Origin of the sequence: Gordonia spumicola (assembly GCF_009932475.1) — a bacterium.
GTDB classification, from domain to species: Bacteria; Actinomycetota; Actinomycetes; order Mycobacteriales; family Mycobacteriaceae; genus Gordonia; species Gordonia spumicola.
Map to the genome: position 1 here is coordinate 1959078 of NZ_BJOV01000005.1, position 19425 is coordinate 1978502.

The window sequence follows — 19425 nt, forward strand, 5'->3', positions numbered from 1 at the left end:
ACATGACCGATCGCGTTCCCGGGCAGTTCGCCCTCGTCCTGCACTCCCATCTGCCCTGGCTGCCGAACCACGGCCGCTGGCCCGTCGGCGAGGAGTGGCTGTACCAGTCGTGGGCCGACTGCTATCTGCCGATGTTCGCGATGCTGCGCAGGCTCGCCGACGACGGCCTGCGCGACCAGCTGACCCTCGGGATCACGCCGATCCTCGCCGCCCAGTTGGACGACCCGTACGCGAGCTCGTCCATGTACGAGTGGCTCGCCGACTGGCAGCTGCGCGCGATGGAGGCCGCACTGTCGCGCGACCCGCACCGCGCCGACGCCGGGACCCGCGAGTTCCGCGCCGCGGCGGCGGCTCTGACCGACTTCGAGACCCAGTGGCGGCACGGCGGCAGCCCGCAGATCCGGCCGCTCGTGGAGTCGGGCGTCATCGAGCTCCTCGGCGGCCCGCTCGCCCACCCGTTCCAGCCGCTCCTGGACCCGCGACTGCGTCGCCTGTCACTGCGGGAAGGCCTCGCCGACGCTGAGCTCCGGTGGGGTTCGCGGCCGTCCGGGATCTGGGCGCCCGAATGCGCGTACACGCCCGGGATGGAACGCGAGTACCACGCGGCGGGCGTCAAACACTTCATGGTCGACGGCCCTACGCTGCACGGCGACACCGCACTCGGCAGGCCCGTCGCCGACAGCGACGTCGTCGCGTTCGGCCGTGACCTGACGGTCAGCTACCGCGTCTGGTCGCCGAAGTCCGGCTACCCGGGGCACGCCGACTACCGCGACTTCCACACCTACGATCACGAGACCGGATTCAAATCCGTGCGCGTCACCGGCAAGACCGTGCCCGCTCACGAGAAGAAGCCGTACGACCCGTCGCGCGTCGACCCCGCGATCGACGCGCACGTCGACGACTTCATCGGCGCCGTCCGCGACCGCCTGATCTCCGAGTCGGACCGCATCGGACGCGACGCGCTCGTCGTCGCCGCCTTCGACACCGAGTTGTACGGACACTGGTGGCACGAGGGGCCGGTCTGGCTCGAACGCCTCCTGCGCCGCCTGCCCGAGGTCGGGATCACCGTCGGCACCCTCGACACCGCCCGCCGCGCCGGGTACGTCGGCGAGCCGGTGGAACTGGCCGACTCGTCGTGGGGCTCGGGCAAAGACTGGCGCGTGTGGGAGGGTCCGCAGGTCCAGCACCTCGTCCAGCTGAACTCCGAGGTCACCGCCACCGCGCTGGACTCGCTCGACAAGCGCCTCTCCTCGGCTCCCCGAGGGCAGTCAAGGGGACGCGATGACGTGGCCGATCAGATCCTTCGGGAGACGCTGATGACCGTGCAGTCGGACTGGCCGTTCATGGTGTCCAAGGACACCGCCGCCGGATACGCGCAGGACCGCGCCTACAAGCACGCGCACGCCACCCGCGAGATCTGTGCCGCGTCCGACGCCGGACGCGAAGACGCGGCCGCCCGCCTGGCCCGCGGATGGCGGACGGCGGACAACATGTTCGGTGCGCTCGACGCGCGCCGCCTGCCCAGCCGTGACGGAGGCTACCTGTGACGACTGCAGCGGTGAAGGTCCTGATGGTGTCGTGGGAGTACCCGCCCGTCGTCGTCGGCGGACTGGGACGCCACGTCCACCATCTCGCGGAGGCGCTCGCCGAACTGGGCGTCGACGTGACCGTCCTGACCAGACAGCCGTCGGGGACCGACGAGTCGACCCACCCGACCACCGACACGGTCGTCAACGGGGTCCGGGTGATCGCCGTCGCCGAGGACCAGCCGATGTTCGACTTCGGCGTCGACATGATGGCGTGGACGCTCGCGATGGGTCACGGATTCATCCGCGCAGGCCTGCGCCTGCTCGGCCGAGGGTGGACACCCGACGTGGTCCACGCGCACGACTGGCTGGTCGCGCACCCGTCGATCGCCCTCGCCGAGCACTTCGGCGTGCCGCTCGTCGCCACGCTCCACGCGACGGAGGCCGGCAGGCACAGCGGCTGGGTCGCGGGACACGTCAACCGCCAGGTGCACTCGGTGGAGTCGTGGCTCGCGAACCGGGCCGACGCGCTCATCACCTGCTCGGCGTCGATGCGCGACGAGGTGACCGAACTGTTCGGCCCCGCGCTGTCCCCGATCACCGTGATCCACAACGGGATCGACGTGAGCGCGTGGACGTTCGCGCCGCGCCGCGCGCGGTCGGGCGCGCCGCGACTGCTGTTCGCGGGCAGACTCGAGTACGAGAAGGGCGTTCAGGACCTGATCGCGGCACTCCCCTCGATCCGCGCCGAGCATCCGGGGACCACCGTGACGATCGCGGGCGAGGGCACCCAGACCGACTGGCTGCACGAACTGACCCGCACCCACGACGTCGTCGACTCCGTGCGGTTCGCGGGCCGCCAGGACCACGACGGGTTGGTCGGCCTGATGCACTCCTGCGATCTGATCGTGCTGCCCAGCCGCTACGAACCGTTCGGCATCGTCGCGCTCGAGGCCGCGGCCACCGGCATCCCACTCGTCACATCGACGGCGGGCGGCCTCGGCGAGGCCGTCACCGACGGCGACACCGGCTGGACGTTCGAGCCGTTCGACCCCGTCGGGCTGTCCGTCGCCGTCCGCGACGCCTTGGCCGACCCGAGCATCGCGTCGGCGCGCGCCCTGCGCGCGGCGGAGCGTCTCACGGAGGAGTTCACGTGGCGGGTCGTCGCCCAGCGCACGGCCGCCGTCTACAGCTCGGCGCAGCGTCGCCGAATCGTCGCCCGCCCACGCCCGGAGATCCCGCTGCGGCCCATGCCCGAACGCGATCCCGCGAACTGACGGCCCGACCCGCGAACCGACAGCACGAGCATCCCGCACCCGATCCGTGAGCGGGAAGCCGCCAGGGGAACGCCTAGTCGGACGTCTGCTTCGCTTCGGCTTGCGCCTTCTTCCGTTCGATGTCGGCGAGGGCGCGTTCGATCTCGGCGCGCTGCTCGGCACCCGCCTCCCACATGTCGACACGGTTCTTGACCGCGCGGGCGGGCGCGCCGACGGCGATCGAGTAGTCGGGGATCTCGCCGCGGACCACTGCGTGGGCGCCGAGGACGCTGCCGCGGCCGACAATCGTGTTGCGCAGGACGGTCACCTTGGCCGCGACCCAGGTGTCGGGGCCGATGCGGACCGGGCCCTTCACGATGCCCTGGTCTTTGATCGGCATGTCGATGTTGTCGGTCACGTGGTCGAAGTCGCAGATGTAGCACCAGTCCGCGACCAGCGTCGACCCGCCGACCTCGATGTCGAGGTACGCGTTGACGACGTTGTTGCAGCCGAAGACGGCCTTGTCGCCGATCCGCAGGCTGCCCTCGTGGCATCGGATCGAGTTGCCGTCGCCGATGTGCACCCAGCGGCCGATCTCCATGCGCGCCAACTGGGGCGTCGAGTGGATCTCCACGTTCTTGCCGAGGAACACCATGCCGCGCAGCACGATGTGCGGGTTCGCCATCCGGAAACGCGCGAGCCGGTAGTACCGGACCAGGTACCAGGGCGTCCACGCCTTGTTGCGTTTGATCCAGCGAAGCGAGTCGAGCGTCAGGAAGCGTGCCTGCTCGGGGTCGCGGTTCCGGCCCGCGCGCCAGCGCGAGCGGTAGGACGCGTTCCACATGGTGGTCATGACGTCAAACCCTAATCGAGGAGCGCCCGGCCGCGGAATCAGGCCGAGGCGATAGAGTCGTGCGCGAACCTTCCACGCCCGACGGACTCGTCGACGGGCCGACCCCAGGAGCGACGATGACCCGCGCAGCCCGCCGACGACGCGGTTCACGACTCTTCGTCGCCGCAGCTCTCGCGGCGGTCGTCGCGCTGGTCGCCACCGCGTGCTCGGACGGTCACACCGACGTCCGGCTCAGCGCGCCGTACGGCTGGCCGATGTACGGCGGCGGACCGTCGAACGCGTCGTTCACGTACGCGCAGATCCCGTCCGACCTCGAGCCGGTGTGGAATCGCGACGTCGGCGGCCCCATCGGAGCGCCGTTCGCGATCAACGGCAGCGGCGACGTCTCGACCACCTCGGCCACACCGAGCGGCTGCAACTTCAACGTCTTCGACCAGCGCTCCGGCCGGAAGAACTACTGCAAGCGGCTCCACGACGGTTCGACGAACAACACGGCCCTGTTCGACCAGATCGGTCAGCCGTACATCGGCGAAGCCGGCATGTTCTACGCGTTCAACGGCGGGGGCGCCGTGCGATGGAGGTACCCGACGTACGGTTCCGCGTTGTCGGCCAAGTTCGGCGCACCCGGTCGCGTGCTGGTCGCGACCACGCAGGGCCAGGTGCTCCTGTTGAACGCCCAGACCGGCGATCTCACCGCTCCGGAGAGGCTCCTGCGCACGGACACGAAGGTCGACGCGACGGCGGGCCTGAACGACTGCGCGACCGGCGGTGCGGGATGCGCGATCTCCGCGGCGCCCGCCGTGGATCTCGGCACGAGACGAGCGTTCCTCAACTTCTTCCCGCAGGGGGCGCGCGCCTCGCAGGTCAAGGCCCTCTCGTACCAGGACGGGGCGATCACCGACCTGTGGTCCACCGACATCGGCGGCGGAGTGGTCGGCGCGGTCACTCTCTCGGCGGACGGCCGGACCGCGTACGCGTTCGGCCGCGACGGCAAACTGTACGCGTTGAACGCCGCGGACGGGGCCGTCCGCTGGTCGCACGATCTCGGTCGGCGCGGGCACACCTCGCTGTCGGTGTCGCCCGACGGCGTGCTGGTGCCCGGTTCGGACGCCCCCGGACCCCTGCTCATCCTGCGCGACAAGGGCGACAGCGTCGAACAGGTCGCCCGCAAGGACGACAGCATGGTCGTCGGCCCGACGACGCAGACGGCGGCCGGCACCGTGTGGTCGGTCACCCGCAGCCCCGACTCGCTCGACCTGACGGAGTTCGACGTCGCCACCGGCTCCGTCGAACGCACCCTCCCGATGCCGGGGGCCACGGGATCGTCGGCCGGCATCGCGGTGTCGGCCTGGGGATCGATCGCGGTGGCGACGACCGGCGGAGCCGTGTACTTCTTCTATCACCAGTTCTGACCCGCCATGACGTTCACGTTCAGCCTCGATGACGTGGCGTTCCTGTCCTCGTCCGACGGCGCCGAGGCGCTCTCCCGCGCGTCTGCCATGACGCTCACCGACTCCTCGCTCCTCAAGGACCTGCCCGAGTTGCGGACCCGATACGGCCCGCACGAGGCGGCGCTCGTGGAGACCGTGCGGTGCCGACGCCGCGCCGTCGGCAAGCTCGCCGCCCCCGACTCCCTGCTCCTGTCGGACACGGCGCTGCAGCAGGCCACGCCGACGGCCGTCGCCGCGCATCGGGCCGCCGACCTCGCGGCACGGCATCCCGGCGCGGTCGTCCACGATGTGACGTGCTCGATCGGTGCGGAGCTGATGTCGCTGGCCGATGCGGACGGCGTGGCGGGCGTCATCGGCAGCGACCTCGACGAGGTCCGTCTCGCGATGGCATCGCACAATCTGACGGGGCGGGGCGGCGTCCAGCTGATGCGCGCCGACGCATTGTCTCCCGCGTCGACGGCCGACGTCGTCATCGCCGACCCCGGCCGCCGCAACGCACGCGGACGCACCTTCCGCCTCGACGACCTCGATCCCCCGCTGCTCGAACTGCTGTCCGTCTACGCCGGACGACCCCTCGTCGTCAAGTGCTCCCCCGGCCTCGACTACCAGATGCTTCGCGATCGTTTCGGGATCGACTGCCGCGTCCAGGTGACCTCGCTCGACGGCGGCGTCCGCGAGGCGTGCCTGTGGACCGAGGCCGACGACCTCCCGCAGCGCCGGGCGACCGTCCTGCGGACCGCCGACGGCGTGGTCCGCGCGCAGGAGCTGACCTCCGACGATCCCGACGACGTCGACGACCCTGGGGTGGACGAGTGGATCGTCGATCCGGACGGCGCCGTCGTCCGGGCCGGCCTGGTGCGGCACTACGGGCACCGGCACGGACTCCGCCAACTCGACCCGCAGATCGCCTACCTGACCGGGCCGACCGTCCCCGCGGGGGAACGCGGGTTCCGGGTGATCGAGAAGGTCGGCGTCACCGAGAAGACCCTGCGCGGGGCCCTCGCCGCGCACGACTGCGGGAGCCTGGAGATCCTGGTCCGCGGGCTCGACGTCGACCCCGACCGCCTGCGCCGCAGACTCAAGCTCAAGGGATCGACGCCGCTGGCGTTGATCCTCACTCGGATCGGACGCACCGGGGTCGGATTCCTGTGCGAACCCGCGGTCCGCGCGCCGTTCAGTTCTTCCTAGCCACGAACCAGCCCTCCGCCTTCACCAGCTTCTTCGCCGTCGACGGTGTCGCCGGTGCGTTCTCGGTGAACGGGCCGTCGGTCATCGCCTCGATGTCGGCGCACCGGAATCCCGCCGACACGAGGTCGGCGGACAGCGCGGTCACCGTCACCGTGCATTGGGTGTGGAAGCCGTCCGGGAAGTAGACCCCGTTGGTCTGGATGCCGACGAAGGCATCGGGGAACACACCCGGCAGCGTCGACGGGAAGTCGTCGTCGGTGTCGTCCGAGTCGTCCTTGATCGTGACGATCAGACCGGCTTTCGCGTCGCCGCTGTTGAACTCGAACTCCCGCTCGTCCGACGAGACGTCCCATTCGCCCGGCTCCGATCCGGGTCTCGGGGTGACCGACACGCACGTCGTCGTGCCGTCGTCGAGGGTCGTGGTGAAGTGCGCTTCGCCTGCCGCCATCGTGACGTCGTCCGTCGGCACCGCGACCGGGCCCGCGGTGGCGGCCCCGTCGCACAGGGAAGCGGGCGACGCGGCAGTCGTCGCCGTGCCCTCGTCGCCGGAGCCGCAGGCGAGCACCGTCATCATCACCGCCGCGCCGGACATCGCGGCGGCGGCACCTCGGATCATCCTGTTCATGTCGTCTATGAAACGCCGCGGCGACGTCCGCGTCCGGCATTTCGCCGATGCGCGTCGAATGTTCGAATGAGAACGGCCCGCCTCCCGTAGAAGGGAGACGGGCCGTCGGGTCCCGCGATCAGGCTTCCGGCTTCACACCGGTGATCAGGACGTTGTAGAAGAACTGCGGCGGCACGATCTTGCGGAGGACGTTCTCGTCGAGCCACGTCATCCTCTTCCATCCGCCGTAGGCGAATCCGGCCCAGCCCCAACCGAGCTTCTCCTGCGGGACGGCGGCCTCGAAGGTGCGGACCGGCCAGCCGAGCATGGCCGCGGCGAGTTCCTCCGCCTCCGAACGGACCTGTACGGCGCCTGCCGCGGTCGCGATGCGCTCCAGGTCTTCGGGTGCGAAGGTGTGGATGTCGACGACGGCCTCGAGGGCCGCGGCACGCGAACTCTCGTCGAGCTCGGCCTGCGGGCGACGCCACTCCTTGAGCGGGCCGAACTTGGTGATGTTCGTGGTGGCCCACCAGGTGGCGCGGCTCATCCAACGGGCGTAGAAGTCGCCGTAGGTCGACGGCTCGCCCGCGAAGACGAAACGACCGCCCGGCTTGAGGACGCGCAGCACCTCGCGCAACGACTTCTCGACGTCCGGGATGTGATGCAGCACCGCGTGGCCCACGACGAGGTCGAAGGTGTTGTCCTCGTAGGGGATGCTCTCGGCGTCGGCGACACGGCCGTCGACGTCCAGGCCCAGGTTCTCGGCGTTGCGGAGCGCGACCTTCACCATGCCGGGCGACAGGTCGGTGACCGAGCCCTTCTCCGCGACGCCCGACTGCATCAGGTTGAGCAGGAAGAAGCCGGTGCCGCAGCCCAACTCCATCGCGCGGCCGTACGGCAGCGTCGCGTCGGGGACGATGCGGTCGAAGCGTCCGCGGGCGAAGTCGATGAGGCGCTGATCGAACGAGATGGACCACTTCTCGTCGTACGTCTCGGCCTCCCAGTCGTGGTACAGCACCTGGGCGAGCTTGGTGTCCTTCATCGCCGCCTCGACCTGCTCGGCGGTGGCGTGCGGATTGGGCGCCGGGTCGACGGTGTCGTCGGCGGAGTTCTTGTCGATCGTCGTCATGCGGGTGGTCCTACTTTCCGGTGAACTTCGCTTTGCCGGGACCGTTGGCGACGAACGACTCCATGCCGATCGTGCGGTCGTCGGTCGCGAACAGCGAAGCGAACAGCTGGGCCTCGATCTTGAGGCCGGTGGTGAGGTCGGTGTCCAGACCGGCGTCGATCGCGGTCTTGGCCGCGGCGAGCGCGACCGATGCGGCGCCGGCGAACTGGCCCGCCCACTTCAGGGCCGCGTCGTACACGTCGTCGGGGGCGACGACCTCGTCGACCAGACCGATCGCGAGGGCCTCCTCCGCGCCGACGAAACGGCCGCTGAACACCATGTCCTTGGCGCGCGACGGTCCGATCAGGCGGGCGAGACGCTGGGTTCCGCCGCCGCCGGGGATCACGCCAAGGAGCACCTCGGGGACGCCGAGCTTGGCGTTGTCGCCCGCGATCCGGCGGTCCGCGCCGAGCGCGACTTCCAGGCCGCCGCCGAGCGCGTAGCCGGTGACGGCCGCGACGGTCGGCTTCGGGATCGACGCGATCGCGCCGAGTCCGTCCTGCAGCTTGCCCGCGACCTTCGACATGTCGGCGAACGACATGTCGTTCATCTCCTTGATATCGGCGCCCGCGGCGAGGACCTTGGGTCCGCCGTAGACGACGACGGCCTTGATGTCGTCACGAACGGACGCCTCTTCCGCCGCGGCCACGAGCTCGGCCTGGACCTGGCGGTTCAGTGCGTTCATCGGCGGACGGTTCAACCGGATGGTGCCGACGCCGGGATGCTCCGGCGATGTCTCAAGAGTCACGAACTCAGCAGTCATAAGGGCAGGCTACCGGGTGACACCTGTTCTAGACGAACCCGGTACGGGACGCATGTGACTACTGTTGTCTCATGGGCGCAGATGCTGTCGAGTTGCACGTTCCCGGACCCGGCGGGGTCACCCGGACGGTGCGTCTGAGCAGCCCGGATCGCGTCTACTTCCCCGAGGCGGGGCTCACCAAACTCGACCTCGCGCGCTACTACGAATCCGTCGCGGACGGCATCACCCGGGCGCTCGACCGTCGACCGTGCATGCTGCACCGATTTCCCAAAGGCACCGCGGAGAAGAAGGTGCACCAGAAGAAGCTCCCCGCGGGCGCGCCCGACTGGATCGAGACCGTCGAAATCTTCTTCCCCAGGTACAAGCGGATCGTCGGGGAGCTGTGCGTCACCGAACCTGCCGCCGTCCTGTGGGCGGTGCAGATGGCGACCGTCGAGTTCCATCCCTGGAACTCGCGCCGCGGGCACGTCGAGGAGCCCGACGAGTGGCGCATCGACCTCGACCCGATGCCCGACTGCGATTTCGCCAAGGTCCGTCGCGTCGCCGCGATCGCACACGAAGTGCTCGACGAACTCGGCATCGTCGGCTACCCCAAGACCTCGGGCGGGCACGGCCTCCACATCTACGTCCGCATCGCTCCCGAGTGGGGCTTCTCCGACGTCCGACGCGCCGCGCACGCCTTCGGCGCCGAGGTCGCCCGCCGAGCGGCCGGCGACGCGACCGTCACCTGGTGGCGCAAGGACCGCGACCCGTCGGCGGTGTTCGTCGACTTCAACCAGAACGCCCGAGACCACACGATCGCCGCGGCCTACTCGGTCCGCGCCACACCCCGGGCGACGGTCTCCGCTCCGATCACCTGGGACGAGCTGCCCGACGTCGAACCGGACGACTTCACGGTCGCCACGATGCCCGCGAGGTTCGGGCGTCTGGGCGATCTCCATGCGGGCATCGACGATGTGGCGCACCGCCTCGACACCCTGCTCGAATGGGCCGACCGCGACGACGCCGACCTCCCCGACGCTCCCGAGTAGATCATTCATTCCTGGTGATGAGGCTCCGCACAGGTGGTTGAGCCGCGGCGCAGCGCTAGTAGTTCCCGGTGATGTGGACATGGCGGCCGGGTGTCAGAACTTCGGCGCCCGAGATCCTGCACATTGCGCAGCCGCGGCTAAGGTTCCCCGATTCCGGCGGATCGTCGAGGTTTTGGCCTCGATCGGCTGAATCCGGGGAACCTTAAGCGCGCAGTCAGGTGTGCAGCGGGGCGCCGCTAACCATCAAAGAATTCTCAACACGCACACTAGGGTCAGCCTGCCGCGCCCTTGAGGCGATCGAGGCGCCCGTCGCCGAGAGCGGCGAGGTAGCTGTCCGAGTCGGCGAAACCGAGGCCAAGGATGCCCTCTCCGTCGCTGACCGACGGCTGGATCGGCGTGATGGTCCGCGGGGCGGCGATCAGGTCGGCGACGGTGTCGAACCCGGCGATGTACTTGAGTTGGGTCCACGTCGGGGGGAGCAGGAAATGGCCGCCGGACGTCCAATCGGCGACGGCGTCGGCGGCCGTCTGCCACTTGGTCTCGGCGGCCTCGCTCGTCTCACCGTCGGCCCGATGCCCGGCGGGCAGCACCGCGAGGAAGAACCGGGTGTCGTAGCGGCGCCTCTCATTGGTCGGCGTGATCCAGTGCGCGAGCGGCGAAAGCAGGTCGGCGCGAAGCACGAGTCCCTCGTCGGCCAGGAACTGCGCGAACGACAATTCCTTCGCGACGAGCCCGGCCCGCGCCTCGAACAGCGACGACGGGTCGGGATGGACGTCGTCGGCCGTCCCGGCCAGCAGAACGCCGCATTCCTCGAACGTCTCGCGCACGGCCGCGCAGACGAGCGCCCGCGCCGACGCGGCGTCGGTCGCGAAGACGTCCGCCCAGAAGTCGACGTCCGGCCCGACCCAGGCGATGTCGGCGTCGCGGTCGCGCGGATCGACGCCGCCGCCGGGGAACACCGTCATCCCGCCGGCGAAGGCCATCTGCTCGACGCGGCGCTGGAGGAACACCTCGATGCCAGCATCGGAGTCACGGACGAGGACCACCGTCGACGCGTCGCGCAGGGGAACGGGTGCTGACATGTGGACTCCTTCGACCATGCTGGACCGAGCAGACGCTCGGTTTTCTCATCGTCGCACACGCCCCCGCACCGATCGAGAGGAGGACAGAACGGCCTACCGGCGACGGCCGATTGTCCACACTGGCAGTCGCGACGCCGCGTTGGACATCAGGAGAATGGGTCGGTAGAAGACCGCCTCGACCCACAAGGAGCCCCATGCCCGCCGCATTCGACGACCTGCTCGCCACCGTCCCATTGGGCGCCTGGATCAACGGGCGGTCGCGCCCCGCGTCGTCGGGCGCGACGTTCGACGTTCGGAATCCGGCCACCGGTGACGTCCTCGCCGCGGTCGCCGATTCGACCGTCGACGACGTGACCGCGGCGATCGACACCGCGAACGCCGTCGCCGACGAGTGGGCGGCCACCCCGCCCCGGGTGCGCGCCGACGTCCTGCGCCGCGCCTTCGACCTCGTCACCGAGCGCCGCGACCAGTTCGCGCTGCTCATCACCCTCGAGATGGGCAAGCCCGTCGCCGAGAGCCTCGGTGAGGTGACCTACGGCGCCGAGTTCCTCCGCTGGTTCTCCGAGGAGGCCGTCCGCATCAACGGTCGCGTGACGACGGCGCCCTCGGGCAACGGGCAGATCGTCGTCACCAAGGAGCCGGTCGGCCTGTGCCTGGCGGTGACGCCGTGGAACTTCCCGCTCGCCATGGGCACCCGCAAGATCGGACCGGCGCTGGCCGCCGGCTGCACGATGATCGTCAAACCGTCCGAGGACACCCCGCTGACCATGCTTCTGTTGGCGAAGACGTTCGCGGACGCGGGCCTGCCCGCCGGTGTCCTTTCGGTGCTGCCGACGATGAACGCCGTGGACGTGGTCGACTCCCTCATGCACCATCCGACGATGCGGAAGGTGTCGTTCACCGGTTCGACGCAGGTCGGCAAGATCCTGCTCGCGCAGGCCTCCGACCAGGTCCTGCGCACCTCGATGGAGTTGGGCGGCAACGCGCCGTTCCTGGTCTTCGACGACGCCGACCTCGACGCGGCCGTCGACGGCGCGGTCGCCGCGAAGATGCGCAACGGCGGCGAGGCGTGCACCGCGGCCAATCGCATTCTCGTGCAGAACAGTGTCCGTGAGGAGTTCACGTCGCGACTCGCGGCTCGTATCGGCGCGATGGACGTCGGTCCCGGCTGGGAGGAGGGCACCGCCGTCGGCCCGATCGTCAACGACCGGCAGCGCGAGCGGATCGCGGCCCTGGTCGACGAGGCCGCCGGCAACGGGGCACGGGTCCGGACCGGTGGTGCGAGCCTGGACGGCCCCGGATCGTTCTACGCGCCCACCGTGATCGACAACATCCCCGCGGGCAGCGCCATCCTCACCGAGGAGATCTTCGGGCCCGTCGCGGCCGTCGTCGGCTTCGAGACCGAGGACGACGGCGTCGCCTTGGCGAACAGCACCGACTACGGTCTCGCGTCGTACTTCTACGCGACCGACATCGCGCGCATCCAGCGCGTGGCGCGGCGCATCCAGGCGGGCATGGTCGGCGTCAACCGCGGCGTGATCTCCGACCCGGCCGCCCCGTTCGGCGGGATCAAGCAGTCCGGTCTCGGTTCCGAGGGCGGGTCGGAAGGCATCGGTGAATATCTCGACACCAAGTACGTGGCGCTGCCTCCGTCCGTCTGATCCGGCGCACCACGTCGGCCCGGCACCCGAGAGTCGGGCGCCGGGCCGACGGGAGCCGATCAGTTGTACACGTCGGCGAGCGTGACGACCTTGAGGGCGGCCGCGCGACGCGGAACGTCGGACGGGTCGCCCGCCACCGGTTCGCCCGCGAGGATCTCCCGAGCGGCGGCGACAGCGTCGGCCCCCGGGGTGAACGCGGCGTTGACCTCGGCGGTCTGCTCCGCACGCAGACACAGCCTGCCCGTCATGCCCGCGGTGATCGCGTCGCGGGTCTGCGCGAGCAGCGTCTCACCGTCGAACGCCCTGGTCGGACCGTCGACGGGGCCCGGCAGTCGTGCGGCTCGGCTGGCGACGGTCAGGCGGGTCCGCGGATACGCCAGGCCGATCGCTTCGTCGGCGATGCCGGTGTCGCGCCGGAAGTCGCCGCTCCCGAACGCCAGTCGCGACGTGCCCGCGCGGCGGGCGATCGACGTCGCCGCCTCGATGCCGACGGCCGACTCGATGAGCGCGACGATCGGCGCACGAGCGGGCAGGCGGGCCGACGTCGCGTCCACGTGGTCACCGTCCTCGACCTTCGCGAGCATCACGCCCGCCAGTCCGGGCAGTCCGCCGAGGACGGCGACGTCGTCGGCCCATCCGACGGTCGTCGCGTCGTTCACCCGCACCCACGCCCGAACGTCGCCGGACGACAAGAGTTCGGCGACCGCATCGCGCGCCGACGACTTCGCCTCCGGCGCCACCGCGTCCTCCAGGTCGATGACGACGGCGTCGGCGTCCGACTCCAATGCGGCCCGAACACGTTCGGGGCGGTCGGCGGGCACGAGAAGCCAGCTGCGGGCGTGTTCGAACGGGACGGTACGGGGTCGAAGCTTCACGGTGTCGATGTCGAGCGATGTCATGGCGTCCATGCTTCCCCGTCCCGGACGGGCGCGGTATGGCCGTCGCGTACAACTCGACCCCCGCCGATTCACCGAAATGCACACTCGTACGCGGTGGCGAAGTCACCGCGACCGGTTATCCGGACTGCGCAGTTCCGCCGAGTGCGACGCGGGCCACAGTTGTCTCACTGTCCGCCTGGACACGATCGTCCGATCCGAAGAAAGCACGGTTGACCCGATGACTCCGCTCCGCTCCTCCGTCCTGATGAACCATCCCGCGTACACCGTGTGGCAGGTGATCCGCGACGTGCCGAACATCAGCCGGTGGTTCCCAGGAATGGTGTCGTCCACCGGTGACATGAAGAAACGCACGGTCGTCCTCACCGACGGCAGCACCCTGATCGAGGAGATCGTGACCCTCGACGACAGGCTGCGCCGGATGCAGTATCGCGCCGTCGACGGCGACCTTCCCATCACGCAACATCTCGGGACGGTCGACGTCTTCGACATCGACGCCGACCGGTCGCTCGTCGCCTACAGCACCGAGATCGAGCCGCCCGAGCTCGCCGAGGCCTTCCACACCGCGATCGAGGAGGCCGTGCAGAACCTGCCGTCGTACATCGACTGACGCACGCGCGACGCGGTGGTCGTGATGTACACGCCGCCGGATGAATTTGTACAGAACGGCGAATTACGTGGCGGCGCGCACACCGTCATCCTTCTCCTACTCCCCCGGCGAACGTCGCCGGCCTCACGGAAGGACAACCGACATGGCTGACACCGAGCTTCAGGAACAGGAGGCGGCCGAGCCGATCGGCAAGTGGTCGCTGTCGATGGCGTGGTGGTCGCTCTTCAGCGCGATGTTCTGGCTCTACCTGTCGGCAGCGTCCGCCGCCGCGTACGGCCCGAAGACCACGGTCGTCGGCCTGATCCTCACCATCGTGTCGTACGGCGCCGTCAACGCGGTCCTCGCGACATACTCGCTGCGGACCGGGAACACCGTGAAGTCGGTGTCGCAACTGCTGTTCGGCAGGGCGGGGGCCGTGATCGCGTCCCTCCTCCTCGCGGTGACCGCGCTCTACTACGGCGTCTTCGAAGGCTCGGTGATCGCCCACACCCTGCAGATTCAGTTCGGCGGCGACGTGAAGATCTGGTACGCGGTCTGTGTCGCCTACGCGGTGCCGCTCGCATTCGGCGGAGTCCGCGACTGGCTCGATCGCCTCAACGGGTTCCTGTTGCCGTTCTACGTCGTCGGCCTGGTGGCCCTCGTCGTGTTCGCAACCGTCAAACAGGGCTACCCGACCGGGTGGCTCAGCGCCGCGGGACCGGCGTCGCCGATCCCGGGGTGGCTCGGCTCGTACGCGATCTTCATGGGCGTGTGGGTGATGATGATGTTCACCATGGACTTCGCGTCGATGGGACGTCCGGCCGACGCCGGCTTCCACCGGCGCGCGACGTTCGGCCCCTTGTTCTACGCCTGCACCTTCGGCGTCAACGGCCTGATCGGCATCTACATCGTCACCGCGTTCGGCAAGGGCGGAACCGAGGGCGGCGTGGTCGAGGCGGTCCTCGGCTCGCTCGGCCTCGTCGGCGTCGTCCTGATCGTCATCTCGCAGACGCGTATCAACACCGCGAACTACTACCTCGCGTCGAGCAACTTCGAGAACGTCGTGAGGTCGGTGTTCGGCATCGATCTGCCCCGCATCGTGTGGGTGGTGATCTGCGGCGTCGCGGCGTTCTCCCTGATGCTCACCGACGTGCTCAGCTACCTGCTCACGGCGATGGCATGGCAGGCGGTCCTCATCGTCGCGTGGGTGTCGGTCGTGCTCGTCCGCATCCTCCTGCGTCGCGACTGGCGATCCGACGCCCCCACCGGTGACGAACCGACCCTGCGTCCGCTCGCCGCGGCCTGGTTCATCGCGTCAGCCGTCGGTGTCACACTGCATCAGCAGACCGAGTTCCCCGGACTGTCCGCGGCGGCCCCGGTCGTGACGTTCGCGGTCGGCGCCGGTCTCGGCTGGCTTCTGGTGAGCATGGACCGCAGTCCGGCCGCGGGCGGGACCGCGTCACGCGAGCCGCTCACCACCGCCTGACCGAGACGTCTCCGGCCCGGCCGGAGACGTCTCGTCGTCGCGCGAGTCCCGGTCGAAGCCGTACTCGGTCCACCGCGCGACGACGCGGTCCTGCACCTCCGGCGGATAGGACGTGGTGAACCGCGCGGGCAGACCGTCGGTGGTTCCCGCCGCCAGCTGACTCGGCTGCAACAGGCTCATCACCGACTTGCCACCACGACCGGCGGCCCTGTCGGCCTCGGTCAGGTAGGGGACGAGCGGAATGCCCGGCGCGTCGTCGAACACGTACTCCGTCCCCGGGCGATATCTGGTGGCGAACGCCCAGGTGAGAGCACTGCTGTCGGTGACGTCGACGTCGTCGCCGACGAGCAGGACCTTCGGCACCAGCCATCCCACGTGCGAGGTGAACAACACGTCGGCGACCGATCGGACCAGATCGGCCTCGGCCATCGGGCGCCGGGCGAACTCGTCGAGCCGCATCGACACCGCGATCTGGCAGACCGCGGCCTCGAACGGGCACCACGCCAGGTCGACGGGCAGCCCGGCTCGGCGCAGGAGATCGACGGCCGACGCCGCGATCATGGTTCCCCAGATGGTGTGGTTCTCCTCCGGTGGCATGCCCGCCACACAGAACGGGAGGATCGGCCGCTCGCGGTGGGTGATCGCCTCGACGTGGAACAACGGCTTCGGCGATCCCTCGTCGAACTGGTAGCCGTGATACTCCCCCATCGGCCCCTCCATCCCGGTGCCGTCGGGATCGATCCAGCCTTCCACGACGATCTCGGCGGTCGCGGGGACCATCAGTCCCCGGTGCAGCTCGGTGGCGACGACGCCGACGCCCTCGCCGACGAGTGCGCCGACGTAGCCGTCTTCGCTCACGTTCTCCGGGAGCGGCATGCCCGCCGCGGCGATCGCGGCGGGCGGAGCCCCGAGGACGAACGCCCACGGAGTGCGCTCTCCGCGCGCCTTCCACTGTTCGTGGATCATGCCGATGTGCTGCATCGGCATGGCGGGGCCGACGAGTGTCCGAGAGTCGTGGACCATCAGCCTGCTGATCGACCAGCTGGTCCACTCGCCGTCGGGCGTCCGCACCACGTGCATGCCGTATGTGCCGAAGTACCGGCCGCCGTCCTGCATGTGCAGCAGCGGGCTTCCGAACCGCTCGAGGTCGACGTCGTCGCCGGTCAGGACCACGTCCTTCACGGGGCCGGTCGCCACCTCGCGCGGCGGGATCGGTTCGGCGGACATCGCCTCCACCAGTCGTTCGACGATGTCGCGGGCGGTCGCCGACCTGTCCAGCCCGACGTGCGCGGCGATGCGGCCGAATCCGCCGCCGACCGACGACATGCCGGCGGGCGCACCGAGCAGGCGGTACCCCGGCGCGGCTCCGACGACCGACTCGAACAGCGGCGCGGGACCGCTCGTCTCGTATACGCGGCGGGTGATCGCGGCGGCCTCGAGGTCGCGGTCGACGGGCGTCCCGATCGCGACGGCGTCACCGCCTGCCAGGAGCTCGTCGACGAAGTCTCGGAAGTTGAGTGAACTGCCTCGTTGCATTGCGTCTCCTTCTGTCATGCGAGGGTCCGGTCGGTAGTCGCGCGGGAGGCCATGCCCGTCCACCGACGCGCTCCGGTCCAGTCGAGTCGGAACTGGTCGAGGATGCGCGCGACGAGGTGGTCGACGAGATCGGCCACGGTGTGCGGATCGTTGTAGAACGCCGGGACGGGCGGGAACACGGTGGCGCCGGCCTTGGTCACCTCGAGCATGTTCTCGAGGTGGATCGTCGACAGCGGCATCTCCCGGGCGACGAGGAGCAGCGGCCTGCGTTCCTTGAGCGTCACATCGGCGGCCCGGCTGATCAGGGACTCCCCGAACCCGATCCGGACCGCGGCCAGGGTCTTCATGCTGCACGGCACGATGATCATGCCGTCGACGGGAAACGATCCGCTGGATATCGCGGCGCCCTGGTCGTCCAGCTTGTAGACGTGGGCAGCCAGCGCGGACAGTTCGGCGACCGACATCCCCGTCTCGTCGGTGAGCGTCGCACGCGCCCACCGGCTGATGACCAGATGCACCTCGACGTCCATCTCGGCGAGCACCTGCAGCAGCCGGACGGCGATCGGCGCACCCGTCGCTCCCGTCACTCCGACGACGATCCTCATGTCATCCTCCCACCATATAGTTTGTGTACGTCCTAATTAGTTCGTGTACGTACTATACACTCGACCGAGTGACCCCCCGTCCCCGCTCCGATGTGCTCGACGGCATCGCGCCCCTCGCCCGCCGCCTGCATCAACGTCACACCCGCCTGTGGCGCGACGCCGTCGGCTCCGACCTCACCGGGCCCCAGTACACGGTCCTCGCACTCCTCGCCGGGACGGACGAGCTCGATCACGCGAGTCTCGGACAGGCCGCCCACCTCGACAAATCGACACTCACTCCGCTCCTGAACCGACTCGGCGCACGCGGCCTGATCACCGAACGACGCGACGAGTCGGACCGTCGACGCCGGTTGATCGCGATCAGCGACGCCGGACGCGACGAACTGACGAGTGCGACCCCGGCCGCCGTCGCCGCGGGCGACGAACTCGTCGAACGGCTCACCGCGCACGAGCGGGCGCAGCTCTCAGCCCTCCTCCTCCGCGCATTGGGATCGAGCGAGGACGACCGGTGACGAGACGATCGCCGCGACGATGACGGCCACCGAGAACACGATCGCGGCGGTCGGCAGTCCGGCGACGAGGGTGAGCGCCCCGATCCCGACCACCGGCACCGACAGTCCGGCGTAGGCCGCCGCGAAGTACATCGACACCACGCCGGCCACCCGATCCGGCGGCGCCTGCTGAGACACCGTCGTCAACCCGCTCCGGAACAGGCCGCCCGCGCCGAGACCGCCGACGATCACGCCCGCGCCGAGAGCCGCGGCGGTCGATGTGGCGGCTCCGATCGCGATCCCGCAGGCCCCCGCGGCCAACAGGACTCGGCTCGTCGACGCCCCGCGTCGCGGCCCGATCACCGTCGCCGACAGCTGCCCGACCGCCGCGGCGCCGAACGATGCGCAGACGGCCGCCCCGACGATGGTGAGACTGTGCACGTGGAGCACCGCGGGGACGAACGTAGAGGTCAACGCCGCCACGATGCCGAGCTGAGCGAAGGCCGTGAACACTCCGAGCGCCGCCGTCGCGAACGACGGCCCGAGCGGCGATCGGCCCGCGCCCGACGGCCGTCCACCGTCGACGATCTCGACGCGAGGCCGTGTCTCGCGGACCGCGATGAGCATCGCCGCCGGCACGAGCGACGCCGCCATCACCAGGTACGGAGTCCGCAACGGGTCGTCGACGCGGTCGGCGACCACGCCGCCGAGGAGCGCACCGGCGCCGAGGCCGAGCATGTTCGCGAGTCCGGCGATCAATGCGGCTCGTCGCCGATCGCCGGACGCGTCGCCGAGGTAGGCGGTCGCGACCCCGGTCATCAGACCGACCGACACGCCGCTGAGCACCCGGCCGATCAGCAGCGGCGCCAGTGCGGCACCCGATGCGAAGACGCCGACCGCCGCCAGCGACACCGCGGCGGCCACCGCGATGACGGGCACCCGACCCCACCGGTCCGACAGTCGTCCGCCGCGGGTGAGGGTCACGAGGATCGCGATCGCGTACACCGCGAACACGACGGTCACCGTCACCGACGACAGACCGTCGCGCGCGGCATAGGTGGACAGCAACGGCGTCGGCACCGTCCCGATCATCATCACGACGAACAGGAGGTAGACGACGAGGACCGCCTCCGCCGTCCGCCGTGTCGCCGCCCGCCCAGTCGTGTCGATCACCATGCCTCGACCCTCGTCGACGCCGAGGCCGCGCAGACTCCGCACAGTGGAGCATTCACCACCACA

18 protein-coding genes are annotated in these 19425 nt (G+C 69.8%); 9 read left to right on the forward strand and 9 right to left on the reverse strand.

The window, feature by feature from the left end:
• Positions 1–2: 2 nt before the first annotated feature.
• Positions 3–1547, forward strand: a complete 1545-nt coding sequence (locus tag GYB83_RS20385; protein WP_161897124.1) for a 1,4-alpha-glucan branching protein domain-containing protein — start codon at positions 3–5, stop codon at positions 1545–1547.
• 11 nt (positions 1548–1558) lie between these two features.
• Complete coding sequence (locus GYB83_RS20390; RefSeq protein ID WP_161897630.1) at positions 1559–2803, forward strand: glycosyltransferase family 4 protein; 1245 nt, start codon at positions 1559–1561, stop codon at positions 2801–2803.
• Between the two features lie 73 nt (positions 2804–2876).
• Here the strand turns inward: GYB83_RS20390 and GYB83_RS20395 are convergent, their stop codons facing one another.
• The gene (locus GYB83_RS20395; protein ID WP_161897125.1) at positions 2877–3635 is read right to left on the reverse strand and encodes an acyltransferase; all 759 of its coding nucleotides are present in this window, start codon (positions 3633–3635) and stop codon (positions 2877–2879) included.
• Positions 3636–3751: 116 nt separating this feature from the next.
• Here GYB83_RS20395 and GYB83_RS20400 point away from each other — a divergent pair, with 116 nt between their 5' ends.
• The gene (locus GYB83_RS20400; protein WP_161897126.1) at positions 3752–5047 is read left to right on the forward strand and encodes an outer membrane protein assembly factor BamB family protein; all 1296 of its coding nucleotides are present in this window, start codon (positions 3752–3754) and stop codon (positions 5045–5047) included.
• Positions 5048–5053: 6 nt separating this feature from the next.
• Positions 5054–6274, forward strand: a complete 1221-nt coding sequence (locus GYB83_RS20405; RefSeq protein ID WP_161897127.1) for a THUMP-like domain-containing protein — start codon at positions 5054–5056, stop codon at positions 6272–6274.
• On the opposite strand, the gene GYB83_RS20410 is transcribed toward GYB83_RS20405, so the two are convergent.
• From GYB83_RS20410 to GYB83_RS20420, 3 genes are all read right to left on the reverse strand, one after another.
• Positions 6261–6899, reverse strand: a complete 639-nt coding sequence (locus GYB83_RS20410) for a hypothetical protein (protein WP_161897128.1) — start codon at positions 6897–6899, stop codon at positions 6261–6263. The genes GYB83_RS20405 and GYB83_RS20410 overlap by 14 nt on opposite strands.
• 118 nt (positions 6900–7017) lie before the next feature.
• On the reverse strand, positions 7018–8007 hold the full coding sequence (locus tag GYB83_RS20415) for a class I SAM-dependent methyltransferase (RefSeq protein WP_161897129.1): 990 nt from the start codon (positions 8005–8007) through the stop codon (positions 7018–7020).
• Between the two features lie 10 nt (positions 8008–8017).
• Positions 8018–8809: an enoyl-CoA hydratase/isomerase family protein gene (locus tag GYB83_RS20420; RefSeq protein WP_161897130.1), complete on the reverse strand. Its 792-nt coding sequence runs from the start codon at positions 8807–8809 to the stop codon at positions 8018–8020.
• 71 nt (positions 8810–8880) lie between these two features.
• On the opposite strand from GYB83_RS20420, the gene ligD reads away from it, so the two are divergent.
• Positions 8881–9840 carry a non-homologous end-joining DNA ligase gene (ligD, locus tag GYB83_RS20425; RefSeq protein ID WP_161897131.1) on the forward strand — a complete coding sequence of 320 codons (960 nt, stop codon included), beginning with the start codon at positions 8881–8883 and terminating at the stop codon, positions 9838–9840.
• Between the two features lie 272 nt (positions 9841–10112).
• Here ligD and GYB83_RS20430 read toward each other — a convergent pair whose 3' ends face one another.
• Positions 10113–10922, reverse strand: coding sequence for an NUDIX hydrolase (locus GYB83_RS20430; protein ID WP_161897132.1), 810 nt, complete (start codon positions 10920–10922; stop codon positions 10113–10115).
• 194 nt (positions 10923–11116) lie between these two features.
• Between GYB83_RS20430 and GYB83_RS20435 the strand changes: the two genes are divergently transcribed.
• Positions 11117–12583, forward strand: coding sequence for an NAD-dependent succinate-semialdehyde dehydrogenase (locus tag GYB83_RS20435; protein WP_161897133.1), 1467 nt, complete (start codon positions 11117–11119; stop codon positions 12581–12583).
• Positions 12584–12642: 59 nt separating this feature from the next.
• On the opposite strand, the gene GYB83_RS20440 is transcribed toward GYB83_RS20435, so the two are convergent.
• Complete coding sequence (locus tag GYB83_RS20440) at positions 12643–13482, reverse strand: HpcH/HpaI aldolase/citrate lyase family protein (protein ID WP_161897134.1); 840 nt, start codon at positions 13480–13482, stop codon at positions 12643–12645.
• A 217-nt stretch (positions 13483–13699) separates the two neighbouring features.
• Between GYB83_RS20440 and GYB83_RS20445 the strand changes: the two genes are divergently transcribed.
• Positions 13700–14089 carry an SRPBCC family protein gene (locus GYB83_RS20445; protein ID WP_161897135.1) on the forward strand — a complete coding sequence of 130 codons (390 nt, stop codon included), beginning with the start codon at positions 13700–13702 and terminating at the stop codon, positions 14087–14089.
• A gap of 142 nt (positions 14090–14231) precedes the next feature.
• Entirely contained in the window at positions 14232–15554 is a 1323-nt protein-coding gene (locus tag GYB83_RS20450; RefSeq protein WP_161897136.1) for a purine-cytosine permease family protein, read from the forward strand.
• On the opposite strand, the gene GYB83_RS20455 is transcribed toward GYB83_RS20450, so the two are convergent.
• Positions 15528–17090 (reverse strand): UbiD family decarboxylase, encoded by a 1563-nt coding sequence (locus GYB83_RS20455; RefSeq protein WP_161897137.1) that lies wholly within the window; start codon positions 17088–17090, stop codon positions 15528–15530. The genes GYB83_RS20450 and GYB83_RS20455 overlap by 27 nt on opposite strands.
• 14 nt (positions 17091–17104) lie before the next feature.
• Positions 17105–17695, reverse strand: a complete 591-nt coding sequence (locus GYB83_RS20460; protein ID WP_161897138.1) for a UbiX family flavin prenyltransferase — start codon at positions 17693–17695, stop codon at positions 17105–17107.
• Between the two features lie 68 nt (positions 17696–17763).
• Between GYB83_RS20460 and GYB83_RS20465 the strand changes: the two genes are divergently transcribed.
• Positions 17764–18207 carry a MarR family winged helix-turn-helix transcriptional regulator gene (locus tag GYB83_RS20465; RefSeq protein WP_161897139.1) on the forward strand — a complete coding sequence of 148 codons (444 nt, stop codon included), beginning with the start codon at positions 17764–17766 and terminating at the stop codon, positions 18205–18207.
• Here the strand turns inward: GYB83_RS20465 and GYB83_RS20470 are convergent.
• Positions 18160–19404, reverse strand: a complete 1245-nt coding sequence (locus GYB83_RS20470) for an MFS transporter (protein ID WP_161897140.1) — start codon at positions 19402–19404, stop codon at positions 18160–18162. The two genes, GYB83_RS20465 and GYB83_RS20470, sit on opposite strands and share 48 nt — an antisense overlap.
• Positions 19405–19425 lie beyond the last annotated feature (21 nt).

Bases quoted from the DNA above. Each gene is read 5' to 3' on its own strand.
- GYB83_RS20435 (WP_161897133.1), top strand. From the start codon at position 11,117: ATGCCCGCCGCATTCGACGACCTGCTCGCCACCGTCCCATTGGGCGCC.
- GYB83_RS20455 (WP_161897137.1), bottom strand. From the start codon at position 17,090: ATGCAACGAGGCAGTTCACTCAACTTCCGAGACTTCGTCGACGAGCTC.
- GYB83_RS20440 (WP_161897134.1), bottom strand. From the start codon at position 13,482: ATGACATCGCTCGACATCGACACCGTGAAGCTTCGACCCCGTACCGTC.
- GYB83_RS20385 (WP_161897124.1), top strand. From the start codon at position 3: ATGACCGATCGCGTTCCCGGGCAGTTCGCCCTCGTCCTGCACTCCCAT.
- GYB83_RS20405 (WP_161897127.1), top strand. From the start codon at position 5,054: ATGACGTTCACGTTCAGCCTCGATGACGTGGCGTTCCTGTCCTCGTCC.
- GYB83_RS20400 (WP_161897126.1), top strand. From the start codon at position 3,752: ATGACCCGCGCAGCCCGCCGACGACGCGGTTCACGACTCTTCGTCGCC.
- ligD (WP_161897131.1), top strand. From the start codon at position 8,881: ATGGGCGCAGATGCTGTCGAGTTGCACGTTCCCGGACCCGGCGGGGTC.
- GYB83_RS20395 (WP_161897125.1), bottom strand. From the start codon at position 3,635: ATGACCACCATGTGGAACGCGTCCTACCGCTCGCGCTGGCGCGCGGGC.
- GYB83_RS20460 (WP_161897138.1), bottom strand. From the start codon at position 17,695: ATGAGGATCGTCGTCGGAGTGACGGGAGCGACGGGTGCGCCGATCGCC.
- GYB83_RS20420 (WP_161897130.1), bottom strand. From the start codon at position 8,809: ATGACTGCTGAGTTCGTGACTCTTGAGACATCGCCGGAGCATCCCGGC.
- GYB83_RS20445 (WP_161897135.1), top strand. From the start codon at position 13,700: ATGACTCCGCTCCGCTCCTCCGTCCTGATGAACCATCCCGCGTACACC.
- GYB83_RS20410 (WP_161897128.1), bottom strand. From the start codon at position 6,899: ATGAACAGGATGATCCGAGGTGCCGCCGCCGCGATGTCCGGCGCGGCG.
- GYB83_RS20415 (WP_161897129.1), bottom strand. From the start codon at position 8,007: ATGACGACGATCGACAAGAACTCCGCCGACGACACCGTCGACCCGGCG.
- GYB83_RS20430 (WP_161897132.1), bottom strand. From the start codon at position 10,922: ATGTCAGCACCCGTTCCCCTGCGCGACGCGTCGACGGTGGTCCTCGTC.
- GYB83_RS20450 (WP_161897136.1), top strand. From the start codon at position 14,232: ATGGCTGACACCGAGCTTCAGGAACAGGAGGCGGCCGAGCCGATCGGC.